Genomic DNA, 21,296 nt, shown 5'->3' on the forward strand with positions numbered 1-21,296 from the left:
ATCAATGAATTGAGTTTTTTCTATCGCTCTAGCCTCAGTAACTATTATCTTCACCTTGAATTTCAACTATGAAAAAGCTATTCATCGCCACGCTATTGGGCTTTCTGCTCTTCGATCTGCAAGCTCAAAACACTTTCATTCCTTATAACAGAGACTATTATCATTTAATAGACAGGTTTCAGATTATGTACACCAGCAAAGATAATTTGCTGCAAACCACATTGAAACCCATTAGAAGAGCTTCGCTATCGAACTTTCTATTAAACATTGAAGGAGAATATGAGGGCATGTCTGAGCTAGACAAGTTCAACTATGAATTCCTTATGAATGACAACTGGTATAACACCAAGTCGAAATTCAATGACAACCCAAAAAGCTGGTGGGACTTAATGTACGAGCGAAAGTCTGACTTTTATGTGTATAAAACGGATGACTTTGTTCTGAGAATAAACCCAGCCCTCACTTTTTCTGGAGGAAAAGGTAGCGATGAAGACCAGGTTTTATATACCAACACCAGGGGAGCAGAAATTCAGGGCGAGATAGATGGAAAGATTGGTTTCTACTCCATGCTTTCTACTACTCAGGCAAGGTTTCCTATGTATGTCCATGACTTCATAAGAACCAACCGAGCTTTCCCGAATGAAGGATTCTGGAAAGACGGTGAAGGAAACAGCAGAACGTGGGATTTCTTCCATGCCCGAGGTTATTTGACCTTCAACCTAACCAAAAGCATTAATGTGCAAACCGGGTACGACAAGCATTTTATGGGAAATGGAATGCGTTCTTTGATGCTTTCCGACTTCTCTAGCCCAATGCTTTTCGGGAAAATCACCACTCAATTGGGCCCTTTTAGACTTACTAATCTGTTTGCTGAGCTAACGGAAGACATTGAGTTTGCGGGTCAAAACCCAGGAGATGGAAAGTACCCGAAGAAGTTCTTAGCCTCACACAGAATTGATGTGAGCATTCTGCCCAACCTAGAAGTAGGTTTGTTCGAGGCAATTATGGCCGATAGTGCCAATATCAACTACTTCAACCCTGTAATTTTCTACAGGTCTATTGAGCAGCAACAAGGCAGCCCTGACAATACATTAATAGGTATGGACTTTAAGCTGAACTTAAAGAAGCAATACCAGATTTATGGACAGTTTATCTTCGATGAGTTTGTCATTAGCGAACTCAGATCCGGTGGAAGCTGGAGAAACAAGTTTGGTGTGCAATTAGGTGGTAAATATCTCAATGCGTTCAATATTTCAAATCTCGATCTTCAGGCAGAGTTCAACGTAGCTAGGCCTTACCTCTATGCTTATGAAAGACCAGCCCTTAGTTTTTCTAACTACAGAAACCCTCTCGCACATCCTATGGGAGCTAATCTTAAAGAACTTGCACTAGTGGGTAGATACCAGCCAATTCCTAAGCTTTTTGTGACAGGCAAACTTATTCGTACTCAGTATGGGGAAGACGAAAATGGAATAAATTATGGTGGAAATGTTTTGAGCGACACAGATAACAGAGTCCAAAATGGTGACTTTGAAATCGGCCAAGGAGTGGCAACCACCAATACTTATTTGGAACTAACCGGAAGCTACATGCTGTTGCACAACGTGTTCTTAGACTGGAAAAACATCTACAGAAAGAAAGATAGCGAGATTGATGCACGCTCGGCCAGCAGCTTTATGACCATGCTTTCTTTACGCTGGAACCTTCCGCAAAGAGAGCACGAATTCTAAACAAAGCTTTTATTTACATAACTTGCCAGCCGATTAACTCATGAGTACATACGGTCGGATAATTTCATTTGCTAAACCTTACCACAGGTATTTCCCGCAATACATAGTTTTTGCCCTTTTAGCGATCATTTTTGGACTGTTAAACCTGGCCCTTTTAGAGCCGTTGTTTACAGTAATTTTCGAAACTAAAACAAAGGAGGAACTTGCAGAACTTGCTTCAGTTGGGGAGTTCAGTTTTAGTGGATCTTATTTCAAGGGTCTATTCTATCAAAAATTGATTGAAATAAGAGAGAGCTACGGAAAGAGCCGAATGCTCATTTATGTAAGTGCTGTAATTGGTACTTCTGCACTTTTATCCAATCTCTTTACCTATCTCTCAAATGTTCTAATGGGTTATTTGAGAGCTGAGGTTGTTCAAAAACTTAGAAACAAGGTATTCGGTAATACAACAAATCTTCACCTTGGCTTCTTTGCCGGAGAAAGAAAGGGAGACATTATGTCTCGAATGACTAACGATGTTCAGGAAATTGAGGTAACTCTTGTTAGTTCCATTAAAGTCTTCTTTAGAGAACCTGCCACAATTATTGTCTATCTAACGTTTCTGTTTTTCACCTCTGTAAAACTCACGCTTTTTACTTTGATATTCTTCCCTGTAATGGGAACTATTATTTCAGAGCTTGTCAAAAGACTGAAGAAAAAAGCCATTTTAAGTCAGGAATCTTTGGGTCGAATAGTTAACCTAATGGATGAGGTTTTTGGTGGTATGAGGGTAGTTAAAGCTTTCAATGCTAAGGATTACATTAATGATCTTTTCAACAAAGAAACCAACCAATACAAGAAGATCAGCATGTCGATGTCTCGGAAAAACGAACTTGCATCTCCGGTTTCCCAGTTTCTTGGAATAATTGTGGTGGCAACTCTTTTAGTTGTTGGTGGTAACTTAGTATTGAGCCCAGAAGATGATCTTCAGCCTGAGGAACTATTCACCTATCTTATAGTCTTCAGCCAGATTTTGAATCCTGCCAAGAGTATTTCTCAAAGCATCAGTAACATTCAGCGCGGCCTTGCTTCTGCAGAAAGAATATTCAAGCTGATTGACGAAAAGCCAAAAATCGAAGATGTACCAAACCCAGTTCTAGTCGAAGAATTTAAGAACTCCATCAGCTTCAACAATGTGAGTTTTACTTATGAGAAGGAACCTGTTTTGCAGAACATCAATCTGGAGGTTAAGAAAGGTGAAACAGTTGCTTTGGTAGGTTCTTCCGGAGCAGGAAAATCTACTTTAGCCGATTTGATTCCAAGATTCTATGATCCTACTGAGGGAACAATCAATATCGATGGCACTTCAACCAAAGACATTCAAATTAACTCTCTGAGAGATTTAATGGGTATAGTGACTCAAGAGTCTATTCTATTTAATGATACTGTGGCCAGCAACATTGCCTTTGCCATGCCTCATGCTAAGGAAGAAGACATTATTCAGGCCGCTAAAATTGCCAATGCGCACGACTTCATCAAGGAATTGGAGCATGGCTACCAAACCAACATTGGAGAGCGTGGTGGCAAGCTTTCAGGAGGACAAAGACAAAGAATCAGCATAGCCAGAGCTATAATGAAAAACCCTCCAATTCTGATTCTAGATGAAGCCACCTCTGCCCTAGATACCGAATCAGAAAAGCTGGTTCAGGAAGCCTTGAGCAACCTAATGAAAAACAGAACTTCTGTGGTAATTGCCCACCGCCTGAGCACCATTCAGCATGCCGATAAAATTGTAGTAATGGATAAAGGCCGTATTGTTGAACAAGGCACTCACGAAGAACTTTTAAAACTGGGAGGCATTTATCACAAGCTGATTCACATGCAATCAGTTTAGATTAATTCAAGTAATTTTTGGCTTATTATTCGCCAATTCGTTTTATTTATTCTACTCAAACCAAATGGAGAACCAAGACCTTATTCTTAACGAGTTAAAAGAAGCTGCTAAAGTATTAGATCAGTTTCTCTCTAACGATGCCAATATTCAAGCTATTAATGATGCTGCTATGCTAATGGCCGATGCCATAAATGCCGGCAACAAACTGTTTAGCTGCGGTAATGGAGGTTCTCATTGCGATGCCATGCACTTTGCTGAAGAACTTACCGGAAGGTACAGAGAAGACAGAAAAGCATTGCCAGCCATTGCCATTTCAGACCCAAGCCACATTTCATGTGTTTCTAACGACTTTGGTTACGATGCTATTTTCTCAAGATATATTGAAGGGCTAGGAAAAGAAGGCGATGTATTGGTAGGCATAAGCACCAGCGGAAACTCAAACAATATTTTGAGAGCTGCAGCCATGGCCAAGCAAAAGAAAATGAAGGTGGTAGCCTTTACAGGCAAAAATGGCGGTGAGTTAGCGGAATTAGCCGATGTTGAAATCCGTGTTCCGCACTTTGGCTATGCCGATAGAATTCAGGAAATACACATCAAGGTGATTCACATCATCATTCAATTAATAGAAAAACACACAATTGGAACTGTCTAAAGGATATGGAAGTGCAGTATTTGGCGTAGATGCGCAAATAATTACTATTGAAGTCAACATTGTTGATGGAACCAAATTTTGGCTTTCTGGTCTGCCCGATAGTGCCGTAAAGGAAAGTGAGCACCGCATTGAGTCGGTATTCAAGTATTTTGAGTACCGAATGCCTCGCAAGAAGGTGGTGGTGAATATGGCTCCGGCCGATATCCGTAAAGAAGGTTCTTCCTATGACTTACCCATTGCTCTAGGCGTACTCAAATCATCGGGCCAAATCATTGCCGATGATTTAGAGAAGTATGTCATCATGGGTGAATTGGCCTTAGACGGAACACTTCGTCCAATCAAAGGCGCTTTACCCATTGCCATTGAAGCTAGAAAGAATGGATTCAAAGGTTTTATACTTCCTTTGGAGAATGCCAACGAAGCCGCCATTGTCAATAACTTAGACATTATTGGAGTTACCAATTTGGTGGAAGCGATTGAGTTTTTGGATGGCTCCAGACCAATTGAACCGATTACCTATGATACTCGTGAGCACTTCTTCAACCACCTGAACGACTATGAAGCTGATTTTGCACACGTTCAGGGTCAGGAGAATATAAAACGAGCGCTAGAAATTGCTGCCGCTGGCGGACACAATGTGATCATGATTGGCCCTCCTGGAGCCGGTAAAACCATGCTTGCCAAAAGGCTTCCGTCTATTCTTCCTCCACTTAGTTTGCAGGAAGCTTTGGAGACCACTAAGATTCATAGTGTAGCTGGAAAACTAGGTTCTAATGCTCAACTGATCACTAAAAGACCTTATAGAAGCCCTCACCATACGGTTTCAGATGTGGCTTTAGTTGGTGGAGGTGGCGTTCCACAGCCTGGTGAAATTTCTTTATCTCATAACGGGGTGTTATTTCTTGATGAGCTTCCAGAGTTTAAAAGAACTGTATTGGAAGTTATGCGTCAGCCTTTAGAGGAACGCAGAGTGACCATCAGCCGAGCAAAACTTTCGGTAGACTTTCCTGCCAATTTTATGCTCATCGCTAGCATGAATCCATGCCCATGCGGTTATTACAATCACCCAGAAAAAGAATGCGTTTGTGGTTCAGGACAAGTGCAGCGGTACCTGAACAAAGTAAGTGGACCTCTTTTAGATCGAATCGATTTGCATGTGGAAGTAACTCCTGTTTCATTCGATGAGATGACTCAGAACCGAAAGGCGGAAAGCAGCGAAGTAATTCGTGAAAGAGTAATCTCCGCAAGAAAAATTCAGCAAGAGCGATTTAAAACTGAAGGCATTCATTCCAATGCCATGATGGGCAGCCAAATGGTAAAAGAGCTTTGTCAGATTAACGAAGCAGGAAAAACACTACTCAAAACTGCTATGGAAAGGCTCGGACTTTCTGCCAGAGCTTATGATAGAATCCTTAAGGTTAGTAGAACCATTGCCGACCTTGATGGCAAAGAGAACATTGGCATTGAACACTTAGCCGAAGCTATTCAATACCGCAGCCTCGACAGAGAAGGCTGGGCGGGGTAGTCTACCCTCTATTTACCCAAACCCTAAAGGGGATCTAGTGATTTTCGAACTTATTACCCTGCAAGGTTGGGGTAAGATAAGATCGAAAATCTGCCTTTATCGTATTAACTTGGGTTCTAAACCTCTAGATATGAAATTCGGAAGCGTCTCCAACCCAGAAGAAATAGATTTTACTTTACCGAAAGATCATTCGGGAACTGCCTCTGTTCTAAAAAAATCAGACTTTAAAGGTAAGCCTGCTGTTTACGTTGGCTGCGCGAAATGGAATCGTTCCGATTTGAAAGGGTTCTATCCAAGAGGCACTAAGGATGAGCTGACCTACTATGCTACTCAGTTCAATAGCATTGAGTTGAACGCGACTTTTTATAATTTCTATAACAAGGAGCAGTACAAAGGATGGGCAGATAAAACTCCAGATGACTTTAAATTCTTTCCGAAGATAAATCAGATGATCAGCCATATGAAAAGGCTGAATGACGTAGGTCATTATACCGAAGAATATGTTCATGCATTAGCAGGTCTAGAAGAGAAGTTAGGAATGGTTTTCCTCCAGCTTCACAACAATTTCGCGCCCAAGAACTTTGACAGACTGGAGAAATACCTGACTGAATTTCCAAAGGGAATTCCTCTGGCTGTAGAAGTGCGCCATACCGATTGGTTGAATGATCCAGAAGTAGCGGATTCATTCTACAAGCTTTTAGAGGAGAATAATGTGACGAATATCATTACTGATACCGCTGGCCGAAGAGACCTGCTACACATGCGCCTAACCACACCAGACATTTTCATCCGCTATGTGGGTGCCAATCACGATTCTGACTACACTCGTTTAGACGACTGGTTGGAGCGCATTAAAAGCTGGGTTGAAATTGGCGGCTTGAGAAATATCTACTTCTTCGTTCATCAGAATCTTGAAAAAGCGTCTCCATTACTTTCTGGCTACTTCATTAAAAAGCTGAACGAGGAGTTAGGATATGATTTACATATCCCTGAAACACAAAGCACTCAAACGAACCTTTTCTGATTAAAGCCCTGCTCCCTTAATGATATCATCTACTACCTCAGGGTTGAGAAGCGTGGAGGTGTCACCAAGGTTTGAAAGGTCTTTGCTAGCTACTTTTCTGAGTATTCTACGCATGATTTTTCCAGAGCGAGTTTTTGGCAAGCCTGGCACAATCTGCACCACATCTGGCTTGGCAATTGGCCCAATGATTTTACGAACCGTATCCTTAATTTCATCTTTAAGGCTTTCTTCGGTTCTGCCAGACATATCGCAGATTACATAGGCATAAATGCCTTGTCCTTTCACATCGTGCGGATAACCCACCACTGCCGACTCTATCACTTTCGGATGTTCGTTGATGGCATTTTCCACCTCAGCCGTTCCCATTCTATGGCCAGAAACATTAATTACATCATCTACTCGACCCAGAATTCTCAAGTAGCCATCATGGTCGCGTTTAGCACCATCTCCAGTAAAGTACATGCCTTTATAGGTAGAGAAATAGACATTTTTACACTTTTCATGATCGCCATATGTTGTGCGAAGAATAGAAGGCCATGGGAATTTGATGCAGAGATTTCCCTCCACATTGTTACCTGTGAGTTCCTTTCCATCAGCATCTACAATGATGGGTTGAATGCCTGGAAGCGGAAGCGAAGCATGAGCTGGCTTGTTCGGGGTAATTCCTGCCAAGGCCGAAACCATAATTCCTCCAGTTTCCGTTTGCCACCAAGTATCTACTAGCGGGCAATTGCCCTTACCAATATGATCGTGATACCAATGCCATGCCTCTTCGTTGATAGGTTCACCTACCGAACCTATTACTTTCAATGACTGAAGGCTATAAGGCTCTACTGGCTCTAGGCCGTGCGCTTGTAAAGCTCTTATGGCAGTAGGAGCGGTGTAAAACTGATTCACTTCATATTTATCACAGATTTCCCAGAACCTACCTGCATGAGGGAAGGTTGGAACCCCTTCAAACATCAGGGTAGTTGCTCCAGACAAAAGAGGACCATATACAATGTATGAGTGACCTGTAATCCAACCAATGTCTGCAGTACACCAATAAACATCTCCCTGAGTGTACTGAAACACATTCTCAAAGGAATATTGTGCGTAAACCATGTAGCCGCCAGTAGTATGAACCACACCTTTTGGTTTACCCGTTGAGCCAGAAGTGTAGAGAATAAAGAGCATGTCTTCAGAGTCTACTTCAACCGCCTTAAATTCTTTAGGTTGACCTTCAATGGCATGATGCCACCAGATGTCACGGCCCTCTTCCATGGTTACTTCTTGCCCTGTTCGGTTCAGAACAATTACTTTTTCTACGCAGGAGCACTTTTCTAAAGCCTCATCTACCACTGCTTTTACGTCAATTTGCTTGGCTCCTCTGAAGTTGCCATCTGAAGTAAGCACCATTTTGGCTTCGCAATCATTGATTCTATCGGCTAGAGAAGATGAGGAGAAACCCGCAAAAACTACCGAGTGAATGGCTCCAATTCTAGCACAGGCCAGCATAGCCACTGCTGCCTCAGGCACCATTGGCATGTAGATAATTACCCTGTCGCCTTTACCAACTCCTTGCGACTGCAAAGCATTGCAAAATTGGTTGGTCATTTCATACAACTCTCGATAAGTGACAATTCGGTTGGTTTCATTCGGGTCGTTCGGCTCCCAAATAATTGCAGGCGTATCCCCTTTGGTGTAGAGGTATCTTTCAAAGATGTTCTCCGTGATATTCAACTTGCCATTGACAAACCACTTTACGTCTGGCCCCTCAAAATCCCATTCTAAGGTTTTATCCCAAGATTTGCGCCAATGAAAAGACTCTGCAATTCTAGACCAGAAGGCTTCTGGCTCAAGTACACTTTTTTGGTATTCGTGGATATATCCTGAAAGGGTTTGAATTTTATGGCTCATAGGTGCTGAGTTGAATTGTCAATTAGAAATTAGCAATAATCAATTGGCCGAATAAGTTAATGGATTCCGCTTTTAAGCCCAATGCTATTGGTAAAAATGGCAGTATTGTTCAGGTTTTGGATGCAAAAATGCGCTCCCAACGAAAATACTGTTTCGTGAGAGCGCATCTGACATTTCTTTGTTTCGACCTTACTCGTACCTCAAACTCTTTACTGGGTTTGCACTAGCTGCTCTGATGGAGTGATAGCCAACGGTCATTATGGTGATTAGCAAAGAAGCTACTCCTGCAATGAGGAAGACAATGGCGCTGATTTGAATTCTGTATTCAAAATCACCAAGCCAATTATCCATAAAAAAGTAGGCTAAAGGTGCTGCAATCAAAAAGCCGATGCCTACAAGAACCAAGAAGCCTTTAGACATGATAAGCATCAGATTCAGAATGCCAGCTCCCAAGACTTTTCTAATGCCAATTTCCTTTATTCTTTGTTCTGCGGCAAAGCTCGCCAAGCCAAATAGACCGAGAAGTGAAATGAAAATGGCAATACCAGAAAAGTAGTTGGCCAACAAACCAATGGTAGTTTCTCCTCGGTATAGGTTTTCATAAGTTTCGTCTAGAAACCTATAAGTGAATGGGTAGTTGGGGTTCAATTCTTTGGTTAGATCTTCCAAATAGCCAATTCCAGCTTCCGTATTACCATTCATTTTAGCGATAAAGTAATTGGCGTTTTCAGGCCGAAGCGAGATAACTATCGGGTCGATGTTTTGGTGAAGAGAGCTGAAGTGAAAGTCTTTAACAATCCCGATCACCTTGCCGGTTCTACCCCAAAAAGTGACTGGGTAATTCAACGGATCTTCAACATTCATGGCTTTTGCCGTTTGCTCGTTTATAATCACGTTGAGCGTATCGCTAACTAAGTTAGGGTCGAAGGTTCTACCCTCTAGCATTTCCATCCCTAAGGTCTCAATAAAGCCTTCGCCTACCTGCAATACATTAAAGAGTGTTTCATTTTGATCCGTTTTTCCTTCCCAGCTATACCCACCAGAAGTAGAGGAACCAATATTAATTGGGGTGTTACTAGCTACTGTGATATTTGTAAAACTGGGGTTATCTAAAACCCGAGAAATGAAAAGCTCAGCACTTTGTTCATTGGCCAAATCTCCTTCAATAGGCAGGTAAACAATGTTTTCTTTCTGATAACCTAGGTTTTTATTCTTCACAAATTCCATTTGTTGATGGATGACCAAAGTTGAGATGATCAAAAATGTAGAGATTAGGAATTGAAAAACTACAAGGCCCTTTCTAATTCCGTTCGACCAGCCCGAAGTTTTAAAACTTCCTTTGAGAACGCTCACAGGTTTAAAGCTGGATAGAATCATGGCTGGGTAACTGCCTGCCAAAACACCAACTATTAGCCCAACTCCAATCAGCAGTCCGATTTGATTAACGTTTTGGTAGCTGAATGTCAGCTCTCTTTGAATCAGTTCATTTAATGAAGGGATAAGTAAGGAAATAAATAAGCCACTCAGCAATGCCGAAATGAGCGCCATAATGGTGGACTCACCAATGAATTGAAAAACCAATTGCTTTCGAGACGACCCAACCACTTTTTTCACCCCAACTTCTTTTGCTCTTTTGGTAGACCTTGCCGTGGCGAGGTTCATAAAGTTGATACAAGCAATTACTAAAATGAAAATGGCTACTACAGAAAATAGCCTAACGTATACTATTCTGCCTCCAGATTGCTTGCCATCTTCCCAGCTGCCTTTTAGGTAAAGATCTTTAAGTGGAAAAAGAAATAGATCGACCACTGAGCCCTCGTTTCGCTCTTTTACAAACCCTTTTATCTTTTCGTTAAAGGCTTGATGGTCTACTCCTGGCTGAAGTTTCACCATTCCTCTGATGCCATTATTACCCCAGTCTTCCAGCCAATCATTCTGTCTGAGCCAAGGTTCATAGGGCATTACAAAATCGAAGGTCATTGAAGAAGTTGTAGGCACATCTTCAAAAACACCGCCTACTTGATATTCTCCCCAGCCATTAACTGAAAGGCTTTGGCCTAGGGCAGTTTTATCTCCGAATATCTTCTCTTTTAAGCTCTGCGATAAATAAAGAACGGTCGGCTCTACTAATGAATTCTCTTTTGAGCCTTCGATAAATTTGGTGGAGAAAATATGGAAGAAATCTTCGCTCGCTACACGACCAGTTTCTTTAAAGCTCTGATCTCCATTAGTGAATAATCGTTCTTGCTCCCAAGTGAATTGGGCAAAATGCTCTACTTCAGGCATGGCTTCCTTCATAGCATCTTTCAGCGGGCCAGGATTAGCCGATGTAGTGAAAACCGTTCCAGAATAGTCCTGATTTTCCATCATCTGATAGATTCGGTCTACATCTGAATGAAACTGATCGTATTGTTTTTCGCCCTGAATATAAATGAGCAATAGCATGCTGGCTGTAATACCAACGGTAAGGCCTAATACATTGAGTAATGCATAGGCGCGCTCTTTCCAGAAAACCCGAAGAGCGGTTTTAATGATTGTTTTAAACATGTTTTGAGTTTTTAGACCTAAAAAAATGAATTCACTAGGAAGACGAACCCCTAGAGAACTCATTACACAGACTCAAAAAATGTTAGTTGGTTGCAAAGAAAAATCAAGAACCGCTCTAAGAACTACTCCATTCGTAAAGCATTCGCAGGATTATTTTTTATTGTCTTGAAAGCGATCAGGCTGATTGTTGCGCCAATCAACAAGACTACTCCAGCGGCAGTGACACCGTAAACCATTGGGCTAATACCCGACTGATAAGTGAAATTGCTAAGCCAATCGCTCATAAAATAGATGGATATTGGAATGGCAACAACTAACGAAGCTCCAGCAATAAAAAGATACTTCATATTCATCAACCAAAGGATTTGCTTAGCCGATGCTCCTAACACTTTTCTGATGCTAATCTCTTTTACTCTCTGCTTGATGACCAAAGAAATAACACCTAACAAACCTCCACAAGCCAAGAATATTGAAATGACAGAAAGAATCACCGTAAGCCTAAGTGTTCGTGCCTCTTCCTGATATAGCTCTTCAATTTGGCTATCTAGAAATCTATAACTAAAGTCAATTTCAGGAACAACTTCCGTGAACTTAGATTCAACCTGCTCCATAATCTCAGGTAAATTATTCGGGCTGAATTTGGTCACCAAATAATTTGTAGCATTCTCATTAACCATCAAAATCATTGGCCTAATCGGAACATGCAAAGAATTATAGTGGAAGTCTTTTACCACCCCGACAACAGTACCTTTTACCAACTCCTCATTGTTCACCCAATACAGCTGCTTCCCTACAGGGTCTTCAGCATTCAGGTCGCGAACAGCGGTTTCATTCAACACAAAAGCTGTTCCGGCAGAGTCGGCCGCAAACACATCGTCTAGCATTCTGCCATCTGCCATTTCCAGACTCAGCGTGCTGGCAACATCTTTATCTACAAACATTTCAGAAGCATCTACCCTCAACTGTGGATTCTCTTCTAAGTATAAAGGATGCTGATTGAATTGCCCTCCAGGAACATTAGAAACAGCCGAAGTTTGGCTAATTCCAGGAATGGCCGTCAGCTCATCCTTAAGCACCTTAATTTTCTGACTACTTGTTTGCCCTACAATTTCCAACACCATTAGATTTTCCTGATCGAAGCCTAAATCCTTATCCTTCAAAAACTGAATTTGATTACGAATAATCAGGCTTCCGCTAATGAGAATAACTGTTGCCACCAGCTGAACTCCCAGCAGACCATTTCTCAAATTTGAACCACCTAGCTTGGATAGTTTTAAGCCTCTCAAAATACTACCAGCCTCAAAAGAATTCAGATAGACAGAAGGATATAGCGCTGAAACCACAGCAGTAAACACGGCAATCAAAACCATGAAAACCACAACATCTGCTTGCCATAAATTTTCAATGACAACACTTCCATTAACTAGGTGATTGAAAGGCGTTTCGAGCGAATACATAACGAAAACAGCGATAAACAATGCCAGAAAAGTAGTTACTAAAGCTTCTACACTGAACTGAGCAAAAATTTGTGATCGGAAAGCGCCAAGCGTCTTTTTCACCCCTACTTCTTTCAGTCTCTGGGCCGCTCTAGCTGTATTCAGGTTTACAAAATTGATAATAGAAATAAGTAGGATGAATAGTGCGCTTACTCCATATATAATCAGGTAACTAAAGCTACCATTGGGCTCCAACTCCCAGCGAATATTAGAGTGTAAGTGAATGTCTTGAATAGGCTGAAGTTCGAAACCAACTTCTCTGGCCTTCAGGCTTTCGATATCATCATCCGACCAATTGAGGTACTTAGGCGCCCAATCGGGAATTTTGGCCTCTAGGTTTTCAGCCGATGCACCAGCACTCAACTTAACGTAGTTGAAGTGCCCAAAATCGTCCCAAGACATCCAAGGGTCATTAAAGTCTAGCGACTTTATACTCACATAAGAAATAATAAAGTTGAAGTGGAAGTGAGACGCTTTAGGAGCATCCTCCACAACTGCTGCTACCTCTAGCATGTCTTCCATCCCGTTGAAGCTTAATCTTTCCCCAACTGGATTTTCATCTCCAAAAAATCGCTTAGCAGTTGACTCTGAAAGCACAATGGCCCATGAGGTTTTCAATGCCTCTTTAGCATCACCTTGAATGGTTTTAAAGCTAAATACATCGAAAAAAGTACTGTCTGCAAAGAACCCGTCACTCACCTCATGTTCAACATTATTCTGCCTATGGGTAAGCAAAACACTTGCTTTGGTTAGGCCAGGACCATAAATAGGAGAAAGACTTACTGCTTGAACTACTTCAGGAAAATCACTGACCATGGCTTGTGCCATTGGGTGAGGCGTACGCGTTTGAGGATTTTCATTCATCCATGCAATGCGATAAATGTCATCGGCATTTTCGAAATGAGAGTCATAAGACGTCTCGAACTTCAGGTGTAAATAAATAAATCCACAAACGGTAAAGGCCAGAATGAGGCCTAATAAATGAAAGCTCGTTTGCATTTTATGACGCATTATTCCGCGCCAGGCAAATTTGAAATAGCTTCTGTACATGATGATTAAATTTGAGTTTTGACCGATTTTTTTAACCGCGAAAGGACGCAGGAAATTGAACAAGTGGAACCAGTAATGAAGGTTAGCCCTCCACTTAGAGTTCTCCTCTCGCTCTGCTTGATAATATTCAAAGAGATCACCTTCTATTTCTTCTAACAATCGCCCTTTGCAGAACCAATGCAACAGCCGACTGCCAATTTTAGGTGGCTCAAAAAAGTTTTTAGAATGAGACAACTCTGGCTAGTTTGAGTGCTACATCTGGTATCTGACTGAACAAGCTATTGCGCAGCTCATGGTTTTTCTCCAATGCCCGTTTACCTTCGGCAGTAATAGTGAACAAGCGCTTTCTACGGCCGCCTCTTTCATGGGTCGCATCAGCCAAATTAGAATCTAAGAATCCCTTTTCTTCCAACCTGCTCAGAGCAGAATGGACAGCACCTATAGCTACCTTTCTTTTGGTTTGATTGATAATTTCTTCCCGAATACTCAAACCATAAGCCTCAGGATAAAGCACTCCAACAATTAAAAGCACCAACTCTTCAAACTCACCTAACTGCGTTCCTTTCATCTATCCAATTTTCGTATTTGTAGAACAAACATAGAAACAAATTCTACAATTATGAAATTTGATTTCAAAGAAGACATAAAAAAAGCAGGACATACCATCCTGCTTTATTCAATAAATGCGCTATTTCAAGGCGTTCTCGGGCAATCATTAATACCTCTTACCCCCCAATCCACTCAGCTACGAAGAGGTTGGTATCTCTTGTTCCGCCATTGTTTCGGTTAGAAGAGAACACAATGTACTTGCCATCATTTGAGAAAACAGGGAAAGCATCGAAGGTTTCATCATGGGTGATTCTGGTTAAACCAGTTCCATCAGTATTAATCATGTATAGGTTGAAAGGAAAACCTCTGGTTGCCGTATGATTACTGGCAAAGATGATTTTCTCGCCCGAGGGATGAAAAAACGGTGCCCAATTGGCCTGTCCTAAGTCTGAAAGTTTTCTCAAGTCGCTGCCATCTGCATTGCAAATGTAAAGCTCCATGTCGGTTGGCATTACAAGGCCTTCGGCCAACAAGTCTTGGTACTCTCTTATCTCTTCTTCAGTTTTTGGTCTCGAAGAACGGAAGATCAACTTACTACCATCAGGAGAGAAGAAAGCTCCTCCATCATAACCTAATTCACTAGTGATTTGCTTTACATCCGAGCCATCAATATTCATGGTAAAAAGCTCCAAATCGCCAGTCCTCATGGAAGTGAAAACAATTTTGTCTCCCTTTGGAGAAACCGTGGCCTCTGCATCGTAACCTGGCTCACTAGTCAATTGGTTAATGATATTTCCATCAAGATCTGCAGTGAAAATATCGAAGCTCGGATAAATAGGCCAAACATATTTGCCATCAGCTCTTCTTTCTGGAACAGGAGGACAGTCCTCATCTCCTAAATGAGTGGAGCCGTAAACTATTGTTTTATTATCTGGCAAAAAGTAAGAACAAGTTGTTCTGCCCATTCCGGTGCTCACCATGGTTGGAGCATTATTCTTCAGGTCATCATTTCTCCAGTCTGTAACATAAATTTGGTCGCAGTTTGCTCCCCATTGGCTGTAATCTGACTGAAAAACCAAGTAATTATCATCAAAGCTCCAATAAGCCTCTGCATTGTTTCCACCAAAGGTCAGTTGTTTAATATTCTTCAGATACTTCATTTCTTCTGGGTGAAGAAGAAGCGAGTCAGCAGCAGAATGTGCATCGGTTGTGGTAGTGCTATTCGACTTTTCCTGATTACAAGAAGCTAATGTTACAAGGGTTACTAATAGTAGTAGATAATGTCTAATCATGATGGGCAATTAATGCCGCGAAGATAATCATTATTATCTTTGACTTAAATCTTGAGCATATGAAGCGACTTTATACCATTCTCGCCTTGGCTTTTTTAGCATCGGCTTGTACAGACTTTACCACCGACAAAGAGTTGATGACTGGCCTAAAGGAAGACATTACTTATTTAGCAAGCGATGACTTGGAAGGCAGAGCTATTGGTACCGATGGTGAGGTGTTAGCTGCAAAATATATTGCCGATAAATTCAGGGAAATAGGTCTGGAACCAAAAGGAACCGATAGATACTTTCAGGTTTTTAAGGTGAATAAGCCTTCAAACCCACATGAAGAGGCCGTAATTGGAACGAATGGAGAAGGTATTTCTGGCAGAAATGTAGTGGGCTATATAGACAATGGTGCTGAGTATACCATTGCTCTGGGTGCGCATTACGATCATTTAGGCTACGGCAATGAAGGCTCTTTGTACAGAGGTGAAGGTCAGGCAATACACAATGGTGCCGATGATAATGCCAGTGGAACAGCTGCTTTAATTCAATTGGCAGAGATTTATGCTGGCAAAAAGGCTAATTACAACTTCTTGTTCGTAGCCTTTTCTGGTGAAGAGAATGGTCTTTGGGGATCTAACTATTACTCAAAGAACTCAACGGTATCGATAGATAGCATTAACTACATGATTAATATGGATATGGTTGGTAGGTTGAAGGAAGACAACTCTTTGGCTATATATGGAGCAGGAACTAGTCCGGTGTGGAATGAGGTAATTAATAAAGTGAATTACGATTCATTAAAGCTTGTTACCACCGAATCTGGAGTAGGTCCATCTGACCATACGTCTTTCTATCTGCAAGACATCCCAGTACTTCACTTTTTCACCGGTCAGCATGAAGATTACCACAGACCTACTGATGATGAGGATAAGATTAATTACCCTGGTATGATTAAGGTGATCAGATACATAGAAAGGCTGATAGATAACCTAGATGATAAAGAGAGGCTAGCATTTACCAAAACTAAAGATGATTCTGGCGACTCTCCAAGGTTTACGGTTTCCCTCGGAGTGGTTCCAGATTACTTATATGATGGAAAGGGCATGCGTATTGACGGAGTAACCGAAGGAAAACCCGCCTCTGCAGCCGGAATGGAAAAAGGAGATGTTGTAATGAAGTTAGGAGACTCTACCATTGTAGACATGATGGGCTATATGCGAGCATTAAGCGCATTTGAATCTGGCGATGAAACCACCGTAGAGTTCAAGCGTGGAGAAGAAATAAAAACAGCTAAGGTTAAGTTCTAAATTGGTTTTTGCGTGAAATTCGTATTTCACACCCTTATTGAATTTCTCAAAGACAAGCATTATCGCAGTCTATTAGGAGCCTCTATAGGCATCTTATTTGGTGGTGCGTTGGTGTACCATTATCTGGAAGGCTGGTCGTATTTAGACTCCCTGTATTTTGCGGCTATTACATTGAGCACTGTAGGTTATGGCGATTTTTCTCCTCAGACTGATTTAGGAAAGCTATTTACTATAATATACATAGGCATAGGAGTTGGACTCATTCTGGCATTCATCAATGCTGTTTACAAACATTTTCAGCAAGTAAGTCGGGAGTATCCGAACGTCATTAAAGGAAAAAAGAAGCAGTAAGCCATCATATATTCACTTAAACTAAGCTTTGTCAGGTTTTACTTTTCTCTAAAATGATATATTAGAGGACTGATTTTTTAAACTATGACGCGCTATATCACTTTTTTTCTGGAGCGTCACCAATTTCGTATTCTTAGAGTTTGCATTGGCATTCTATTTTTATGGTTTGGTGGACTCAAATTTTTTCCCGGCTTAAGCCCTGCAGAAGGACTAGCTTCAACCACAGTAGAAATTCTTTCATTTCACTTGTTCCCTGAATGGCTCATTATGCCAAGTCTAGCCACTATGGAAGTAGGCTTAGGCCTTTTACTAGTGTTCTCAAAAGAGTTTAGGCTCACTTTTTGGCTTTTACTCTTTCACATGGCCTGCACTATTATGCCGCTCTTTATTCTTACCGAAGTCACTTTCAAAAGCTTTCCGTTTCAGCTTACTATGGAAGGTCAATACATTGTGAAGAATATTGTGATTATTAGTGCAGCTTTTGTATTGGTTTTTCAACGGAAGAGCAATCGAATTCATAATTAGAAAACATTTACCGAACTTTTCCTTACCCATTTGATTTACTTTAATAAGTAAATTTTGATGCTTTGAAGTACGATGTAATAATTATTGGAGGAGGACCTATTGGGTTAAACTGTGCCATTGAAGCTAAGAAGGCAGGTCTTTCTTATGTTATTTTGGAGAAAGGTGTTCTGGTCAATTCACTCTATAATTTCCCCACAAATATGACCTTCTTTTCTACCTCTAATTTATTGGAAATTGGGGGCGTACCGTTTATTGCTCACAACGATAAACCGACTAGAAGAGAGGCGCTTGAGTACTTCAGAAGAGTTCAGGATAGCTGGGATTTGGAAGTTCACTTGTATACAGAAGTGAAATCTATGGATCATAATGGTGAGGTTTATCAAGTAGAAACTACCAAGGGCATGTATAAGGCCAGCAATGTTATTGTAGCCACAGGTTTTTATGATACCCCTAGAATGCTCAATATACCTGGTGAAGACTTGAAGAAAGTCAAGCACTTCTATGACGACCCACACCCATACGTAGATCAGAAAGTATTAGTGATAGGAGCAGCTAACTCTGCCTGCGATGTTGCCTTGGAGACTTACTACAAAGGAGCAGATGTGACTATGGCCATTCGCGAATCTGAGATTTACCCAAAAGTAAAATATTGGATTCGTCCGAATATTGAAAACCGGATTAAAGAAGGTAGTATAAAGGCTTATTTTAATACTTCAGTAACAGCGATTAGACCCAATGAAGTTGTGCTTCAGACTGCCGATGGTCAGGTGGTATTAGAGAACGACTTTGTACTTGCCATGACTGGCTATATGCCAAACTACCAGCTTTTTGAATCGCTAGGAATCCCTGTGAGCACTGATGAATATAGAATTCCGCTGCACAATGAAAAAACGCTAGAAACAGAGCTGTCTGGAGTGTACGTGGCTGGCGTAATAAATGCAGGTATGCAAACCAGTAAACTCTTTATAGAAAACACTCGCGTTCATTCCAGATTGATTGTACAGAGCATCTTGTCTAAAAAGAACTCTGTAGTTGGAGTCAATTTAGGTTAGTGTATTATTAGCAGTTATGTTTAATGGCTATTAAGGATTTTAGCCTATTCCTGCCTTAGAGTCTTTACAGGGTTCTTTTGAGCTGAGTTAAAAACTAAACCTCCTACCAAGATAAAAGTGAGTACTAAGGCGGCACCAACTCCTAAAGCGATCAGGCCAAAATTGATTCCCGTTTGGTATTCAAAGTTTTGACTCCATTTGTCGATGCCTAAATAAGCCAATGGAACAGCAATTACACTAGCAATTAGTAGCAAGCGGAAGGTGCCCGAATACATAAGCCCGACAATCTGTGGAGACATGGCACCCAATACTTTACGAATTCCGATTTCCTTTCTACGCTGATCAATGTTAAAGGCCGTAAGCCCAATCAATCCAATAAGTGATATGATGGCGCAAAGGAGGGTCATAAAAGTGATTAGCTTACTTTGTGTTCTATCGGCTTCGTATAATGTGCTCAGCCTGTCATTAAGAAAGTTGTATTCAAACGGGTAATTAGGCAACTGTTCGTTCCATACTGCCTCCACAGCCTTTAAAGCTTCCGAAGCTTGATTTTGATTAAATCTCACAATTAAATGCCTGCCCGGGTTGGGGTTGTAAACGAAAACCAAAGGCTCAATTGGGTTATGGAGAGAGAAGTGATTAAAGTCTCTCATTACTCCTATAACCTGCCCAGGCTCTTGTTGGTGAAAAAAGCCTAGCTTCTTCCCAACAGGTTGATCCCAGCCTATTTCTCGAGCAGCTGTTTCATTGATCACAAACTTTGCATTACCACTTGTCTCGTCTTTGGTGAAAAATGTTCCTTCAGCCAAGGGGATACCAAAGGTCTTGAGGTAGTCAACTCCTCCGTGGATGTACTTAAACTCCATTTGCTTCATCTCACCATCCTTTTCGACCTTAAAAACTATCTGCCCAATATCTGAACCCACTAAGAAGTTCGATGAAGTGACATTTTCGATCATAGGATAAGTCTCTAAAATATTTTTCATGGCAGTATACCTGCTCTGAGTTACTGAATCACTTGTGGTTATCATCATTACCTGATCTTTCTCAAAGCCCATATCCTTATTCTGAATAAAGGAGATCTGATCTTTCATGAGCAATGTGCTGAGCAGAACGCCTATAGATATAACGAACTGAAATAACACTAAACCTTGGCGAACCATCTGTCCAGACTTTGAGGCTGTCCATGTTCCTTTGAGTGCAGAAACTGACTTGATCTGCGAAAGATAGAAAGCTGGATAAATGCCAGCTATCAGGCCAGTAAGTAGCACAATGGCCAATGTGCCGAGCAAAAGTGGAGGGTTTTGGAAGAGTGTAAAATCGAAGCTTACTCCAAGCCAGCTTTGTAAAGGAGAGTTAGAAATAAGTGCCCACACCATAACAATGGCTAGAAGGTAAGATACAATGGATTGTACCAAAGACTCGGTAAGCAAAGAAGCTCTCAGGCTGTTGACGTTTGTTCCTAAAACCTTTCTGATTCCAATTTCCTTCGCTCTTAAACCTGCTCTAGCCGTGGCCAAATTGATGTAGTTAATACAAGCTAGAAAGAGTATGGCCAAGCCTACAGAGGAGAAAACCAATAAATTGGTTGGGTTGCCTTTAGCAAAATCATCATCAATGCTCTCTTTATCGTAATGAATGGATGATAGCTGCTGAAGTCTCAGTTTGTGATTCCCATTAATCTGATTACCAAAAGGCATGTAATACTTTTCATTGAACGGAGCGAACTTGGCTAAAATGTCTTCTTTGGTGGTGCCTTCTTCTAGTAACACATAGTTAAGTCCGTCAGCATTCCACAACACCTCTGAGTTGAACACACCGTCTTGCATGGCAAACTCTCTGGTTTGAATGCCTGCAATCAGCACGTCAAATTCAAAGTGTGTGTTTTTTGGGAGGTCCTCATAAACCCCAGTAACTTTTAAGTCTTGGTTATCAATTCTGATGGTTTCATTCAATCCTAATTCATCACCGAATAACTTGTCATTGACAGACTTAGAAATAATCACAGCATTCGGGTTTTTTAAGGCAGTTTCCGAATTGCCAATCAACAGGTTTAAGTTGAAAATATCGAACACGGTAGGATCGGTGTAATACATTCGCTCTTGGCTGAATGATTGGTTGTTGTATTTAATTTCTGGTTGGCCAACAAAACCAAATCGAGAAAAACTTTCTATTCCCGGGAGTTCTTCCTTCATCTTTGGCATCAGCTCAGAAGCGGAGTAGGCTGTGTTGAACTCTACACCTGGTGCAGAAAGCACATGGCTCACCCGATAGATTCTCTCATGGTTATTGAAATGTTGATCGAATGTTAATTCGTTCTGAAGAAACATAACCAACCAAATGGTAGCGGCAAGACCAAAAGTAAGCCCAACAACGTTTAAAAGGCTGAATAGACGGTTTTTCCAAAGAATTCGAAGAGCAAATTTAAGCATAACA

At 41.2% G+C, this 21,296-nt stretch carries 15 protein-coding genes and 1 pseudogene; 9 read left to right on the forward strand and 7 right to left on the reverse strand.

Annotated elements, in window-relative coordinates; translation table 11 throughout:
- Positions 1-68: 68 nt before the first annotated feature.
- The 5 genes from AWW68_RS02945 to AWW68_RS02965 all read left to right on the forward strand — a co-directional run bounded on the left by AWW68_RS02945 (position 69) and on the right by AWW68_RS02965 (position 6,804).
- A complete protein-coding gene (locus AWW68_RS02945; protein ID WP_068216403.1) occupies positions 69-1,730 on the forward strand; it encodes a hypothetical protein in 1,662 nt (553 codons plus the stop codon).
- Positions 1,731-1,770: 40 nt separating this feature from the next.
- Positions 1,771-3,603, forward strand: coding sequence for an ABC transporter ATP-binding protein (locus tag AWW68_RS02950; protein ID WP_068216405.1), 1,833 nt, complete (start codon positions 1,771-1,773; stop codon positions 3,601-3,603).
- A 64-nt stretch (positions 3,604-3,667) separates the two neighbouring features.
- Positions 3,668-4,255: a D-sedoheptulose 7-phosphate isomerase gene (lpcA, locus tag AWW68_RS02955; protein ID WP_068216407.1), complete on the forward strand. Its 588-nt coding sequence runs from the start codon at positions 3,668-3,670 to the stop codon at positions 4,253-4,255.
- On the forward strand, positions 4,242-5,780 hold the full coding sequence (locus AWW68_RS02960; RefSeq protein WP_245660199.1) for a YifB family Mg chelatase-like AAA ATPase: 1,539 nt from the start codon (positions 4,242-4,244) through the stop codon (positions 5,778-5,780). Before lpcA ends, AWW68_RS02960 begins: the two co-directional genes overlap by 14 nt.
- Positions 5,781-5,910: 130 nt before the next feature.
- Complete coding sequence (locus tag AWW68_RS02965) at positions 5,911-6,804, forward strand: DUF72 domain-containing protein (protein WP_068218433.1); 894 nt, start codon at positions 5,911-5,913, stop codon at positions 6,802-6,804.
- Here the strand turns inward: AWW68_RS02965 and acs are convergent, their stop codons facing one another.
- The 6 genes and pseudogenes from acs to AWW68_RS02990 form a co-directional block, all read right to left on the reverse strand.
- Entirely contained in the window at positions 6,805-8,703 is a 1,899-nt protein-coding gene (acs, locus tag AWW68_RS02970) for an acetate--CoA ligase (protein WP_068216409.1), read from the reverse strand.
- 189 nt (positions 8,704-8,892) lie between these two features.
- On the reverse strand, positions 8,893-11,250 hold the full coding sequence (locus AWW68_RS02975; protein ID WP_185101186.1) for an ABC transporter permease: 2,358 nt from the start codon (positions 11,248-11,250) through the stop codon (positions 8,893-8,895).
- Between the two features lie 122 nt (positions 11,251-11,372).
- Complete coding sequence (locus AWW68_RS02980) at positions 11,373-13,796, reverse strand: FtsX-like permease family protein (protein WP_157717502.1); 2,424 nt, start codon at positions 13,794-13,796, stop codon at positions 11,373-11,375.
- A gap of 39 nt (positions 13,797-13,835) precedes the next feature.
- A pseudogene (locus AWW68_RS20430) lies at positions 13,836-14,030 on the reverse strand (permease prefix domain 2-containing transporter); the annotation flags it as partial.
- On the reverse strand, positions 14,017-14,364 hold the full coding sequence (locus AWW68_RS02985; RefSeq protein WP_068216415.1) for a PadR family transcriptional regulator: 348 nt from the start codon (positions 14,362-14,364) through the stop codon (positions 14,017-14,019). The pseudogene AWW68_RS20430 and the gene AWW68_RS02985, both read right to left, overlap by 14 nt.
- Positions 14,365-14,521: 157 nt before the next feature.
- Positions 14,522-15,637, reverse strand: coding sequence for a TolB family protein (locus AWW68_RS02990; protein WP_068216417.1), 1,116 nt, complete (start codon positions 15,635-15,637; stop codon positions 14,522-14,524).
- A 59-nt stretch (positions 15,638-15,696) separates the two neighbouring features.
- Between AWW68_RS02990 and AWW68_RS02995 the strand changes: the two genes are divergently transcribed.
- The 4 genes from AWW68_RS02995 to AWW68_RS03010 all read left to right on the forward strand — a co-directional run bounded on the left by AWW68_RS02995 (position 15,697) and on the right by AWW68_RS03010 (position 18,860).
- Positions 15,697-16,932: a M28 family peptidase gene (locus tag AWW68_RS02995; protein ID WP_068216419.1), complete on the forward strand. Its 1,236-nt coding sequence runs from the start codon at positions 15,697-15,699 to the stop codon at positions 16,930-16,932.
- A 12-nt stretch (positions 16,933-16,944) separates the two neighbouring features.
- Positions 16,945-17,283 carry a potassium channel family protein gene (locus AWW68_RS03000; RefSeq protein WP_221405965.1) on the forward strand — a complete coding sequence of 113 codons (339 nt, stop codon included), beginning with the start codon at positions 16,945-16,947 and terminating at the stop codon, positions 17,281-17,283.
- An 84-nt stretch (positions 17,284-17,367) separates the two neighbouring features.
- Positions 17,368-17,808, forward strand: a complete 441-nt coding sequence (locus AWW68_RS03005; RefSeq protein WP_068216423.1) for a DoxX family membrane protein — start codon at positions 17,368-17,370, stop codon at positions 17,806-17,808.
- A 62-nt stretch (positions 17,809-17,870) separates the two neighbouring features.
- Complete coding sequence (locus AWW68_RS03010; protein WP_068216425.1) at positions 17,871-18,860, forward strand: YpdA family putative bacillithiol disulfide reductase; 990 nt, start codon at positions 17,871-17,873, stop codon at positions 18,858-18,860.
- Between the two features lie 44 nt (positions 18,861-18,904).
- Here AWW68_RS03010 and AWW68_RS03015 read toward each other — a convergent pair whose 3' ends face one another.
- Positions 18,905-21,292, reverse strand: coding sequence for an ABC transporter permease (locus AWW68_RS03015; protein ID WP_068216427.1), 2,388 nt, complete (start codon positions 21,290-21,292; stop codon positions 18,905-18,907).
- Positions 21,293-21,296: the final 4 nt, after the last annotated feature.

It is taken from the genome of Roseivirga spongicola (assembly GCF_001592965.1).
In the GTDB taxonomy this organism is placed as follows: Bacteria; Bacteroidota; Bacteroidia; order Cytophagales; family Cyclobacteriaceae; genus Roseivirga; species Roseivirga spongicola.

What these genes read in the sequence shown, in the direction of transcription:
- AWW68_RS02945 (WP_068216403.1), top strand. Translation starts at nt 69, where the DNA reads ATGAAAAAGCTATTCATCGCCACGCTATTGGGCTTTCTGCTCTTCGAT.
- AWW68_RS02950 (WP_068216405.1), top strand. Translation starts at nt 1,771, where the DNA reads ATGAGTACATACGGTCGGATAATTTCATTTGCTAAACCTTACCACAGG.
- lpcA (WP_068216407.1), top strand. Translation starts at nt 3,668, where the DNA reads ATGGAGAACCAAGACCTTATTCTTAACGAGTTAAAAGAAGCTGCTAAA.
- AWW68_RS02965 (WP_068218433.1), top strand. Translation starts at nt 5,911, where the DNA reads ATGAAATTCGGAAGCGTCTCCAACCCAGAAGAAATAGATTTTACTTTA.
- acs (WP_068216409.1), bottom strand. Translation starts at nt 8,703, where the DNA reads ATGAGCCATAAAATTCAAACCCTTTCAGGATATATCCACGAATACCAA.
- AWW68_RS02975 (WP_185101186.1), bottom strand. Translation starts at nt 11,250, where the DNA reads ATGTTTAAAACAATCATTAAAACCGCTCTTCGGGTTTTCTGGAAAGAG.
- AWW68_RS02980 (WP_157717502.1), bottom strand. Translation starts at nt 13,796, where the DNA reads ATGTACAGAAGCTATTTCAAATTTGCCTGGCGCGGAATAATGCGTCAT.
- AWW68_RS02985 (WP_068216415.1), bottom strand. Translation starts at nt 14,364, where the DNA reads ATGAAAGGAACGCAGTTAGGTGAGTTTGAAGAGTTGGTGCTTTTAATT.
- AWW68_RS02990 (WP_068216417.1), bottom strand. Translation starts at nt 15,637, where the DNA reads ATGATTAGACATTATCTACTACTATTAGTAACCCTTGTAACATTAGCT.
- AWW68_RS02995 (WP_068216419.1), top strand. Translation starts at nt 15,697, where the DNA reads ATGAAGCGACTTTATACCATTCTCGCCTTGGCTTTTTTAGCATCGGCT.
- AWW68_RS03005 (WP_068216423.1), top strand. Translation starts at nt 17,368, where the DNA reads ATGACGCGCTATATCACTTTTTTTCTGGAGCGTCACCAATTTCGTATT.
- AWW68_RS03015 (WP_068216427.1), bottom strand. Translation starts at nt 21,292, where the DNA reads ATGCTTAAATTTGCTCTTCGAATTCTTTGGAAAAACCGTCTATTCAGC.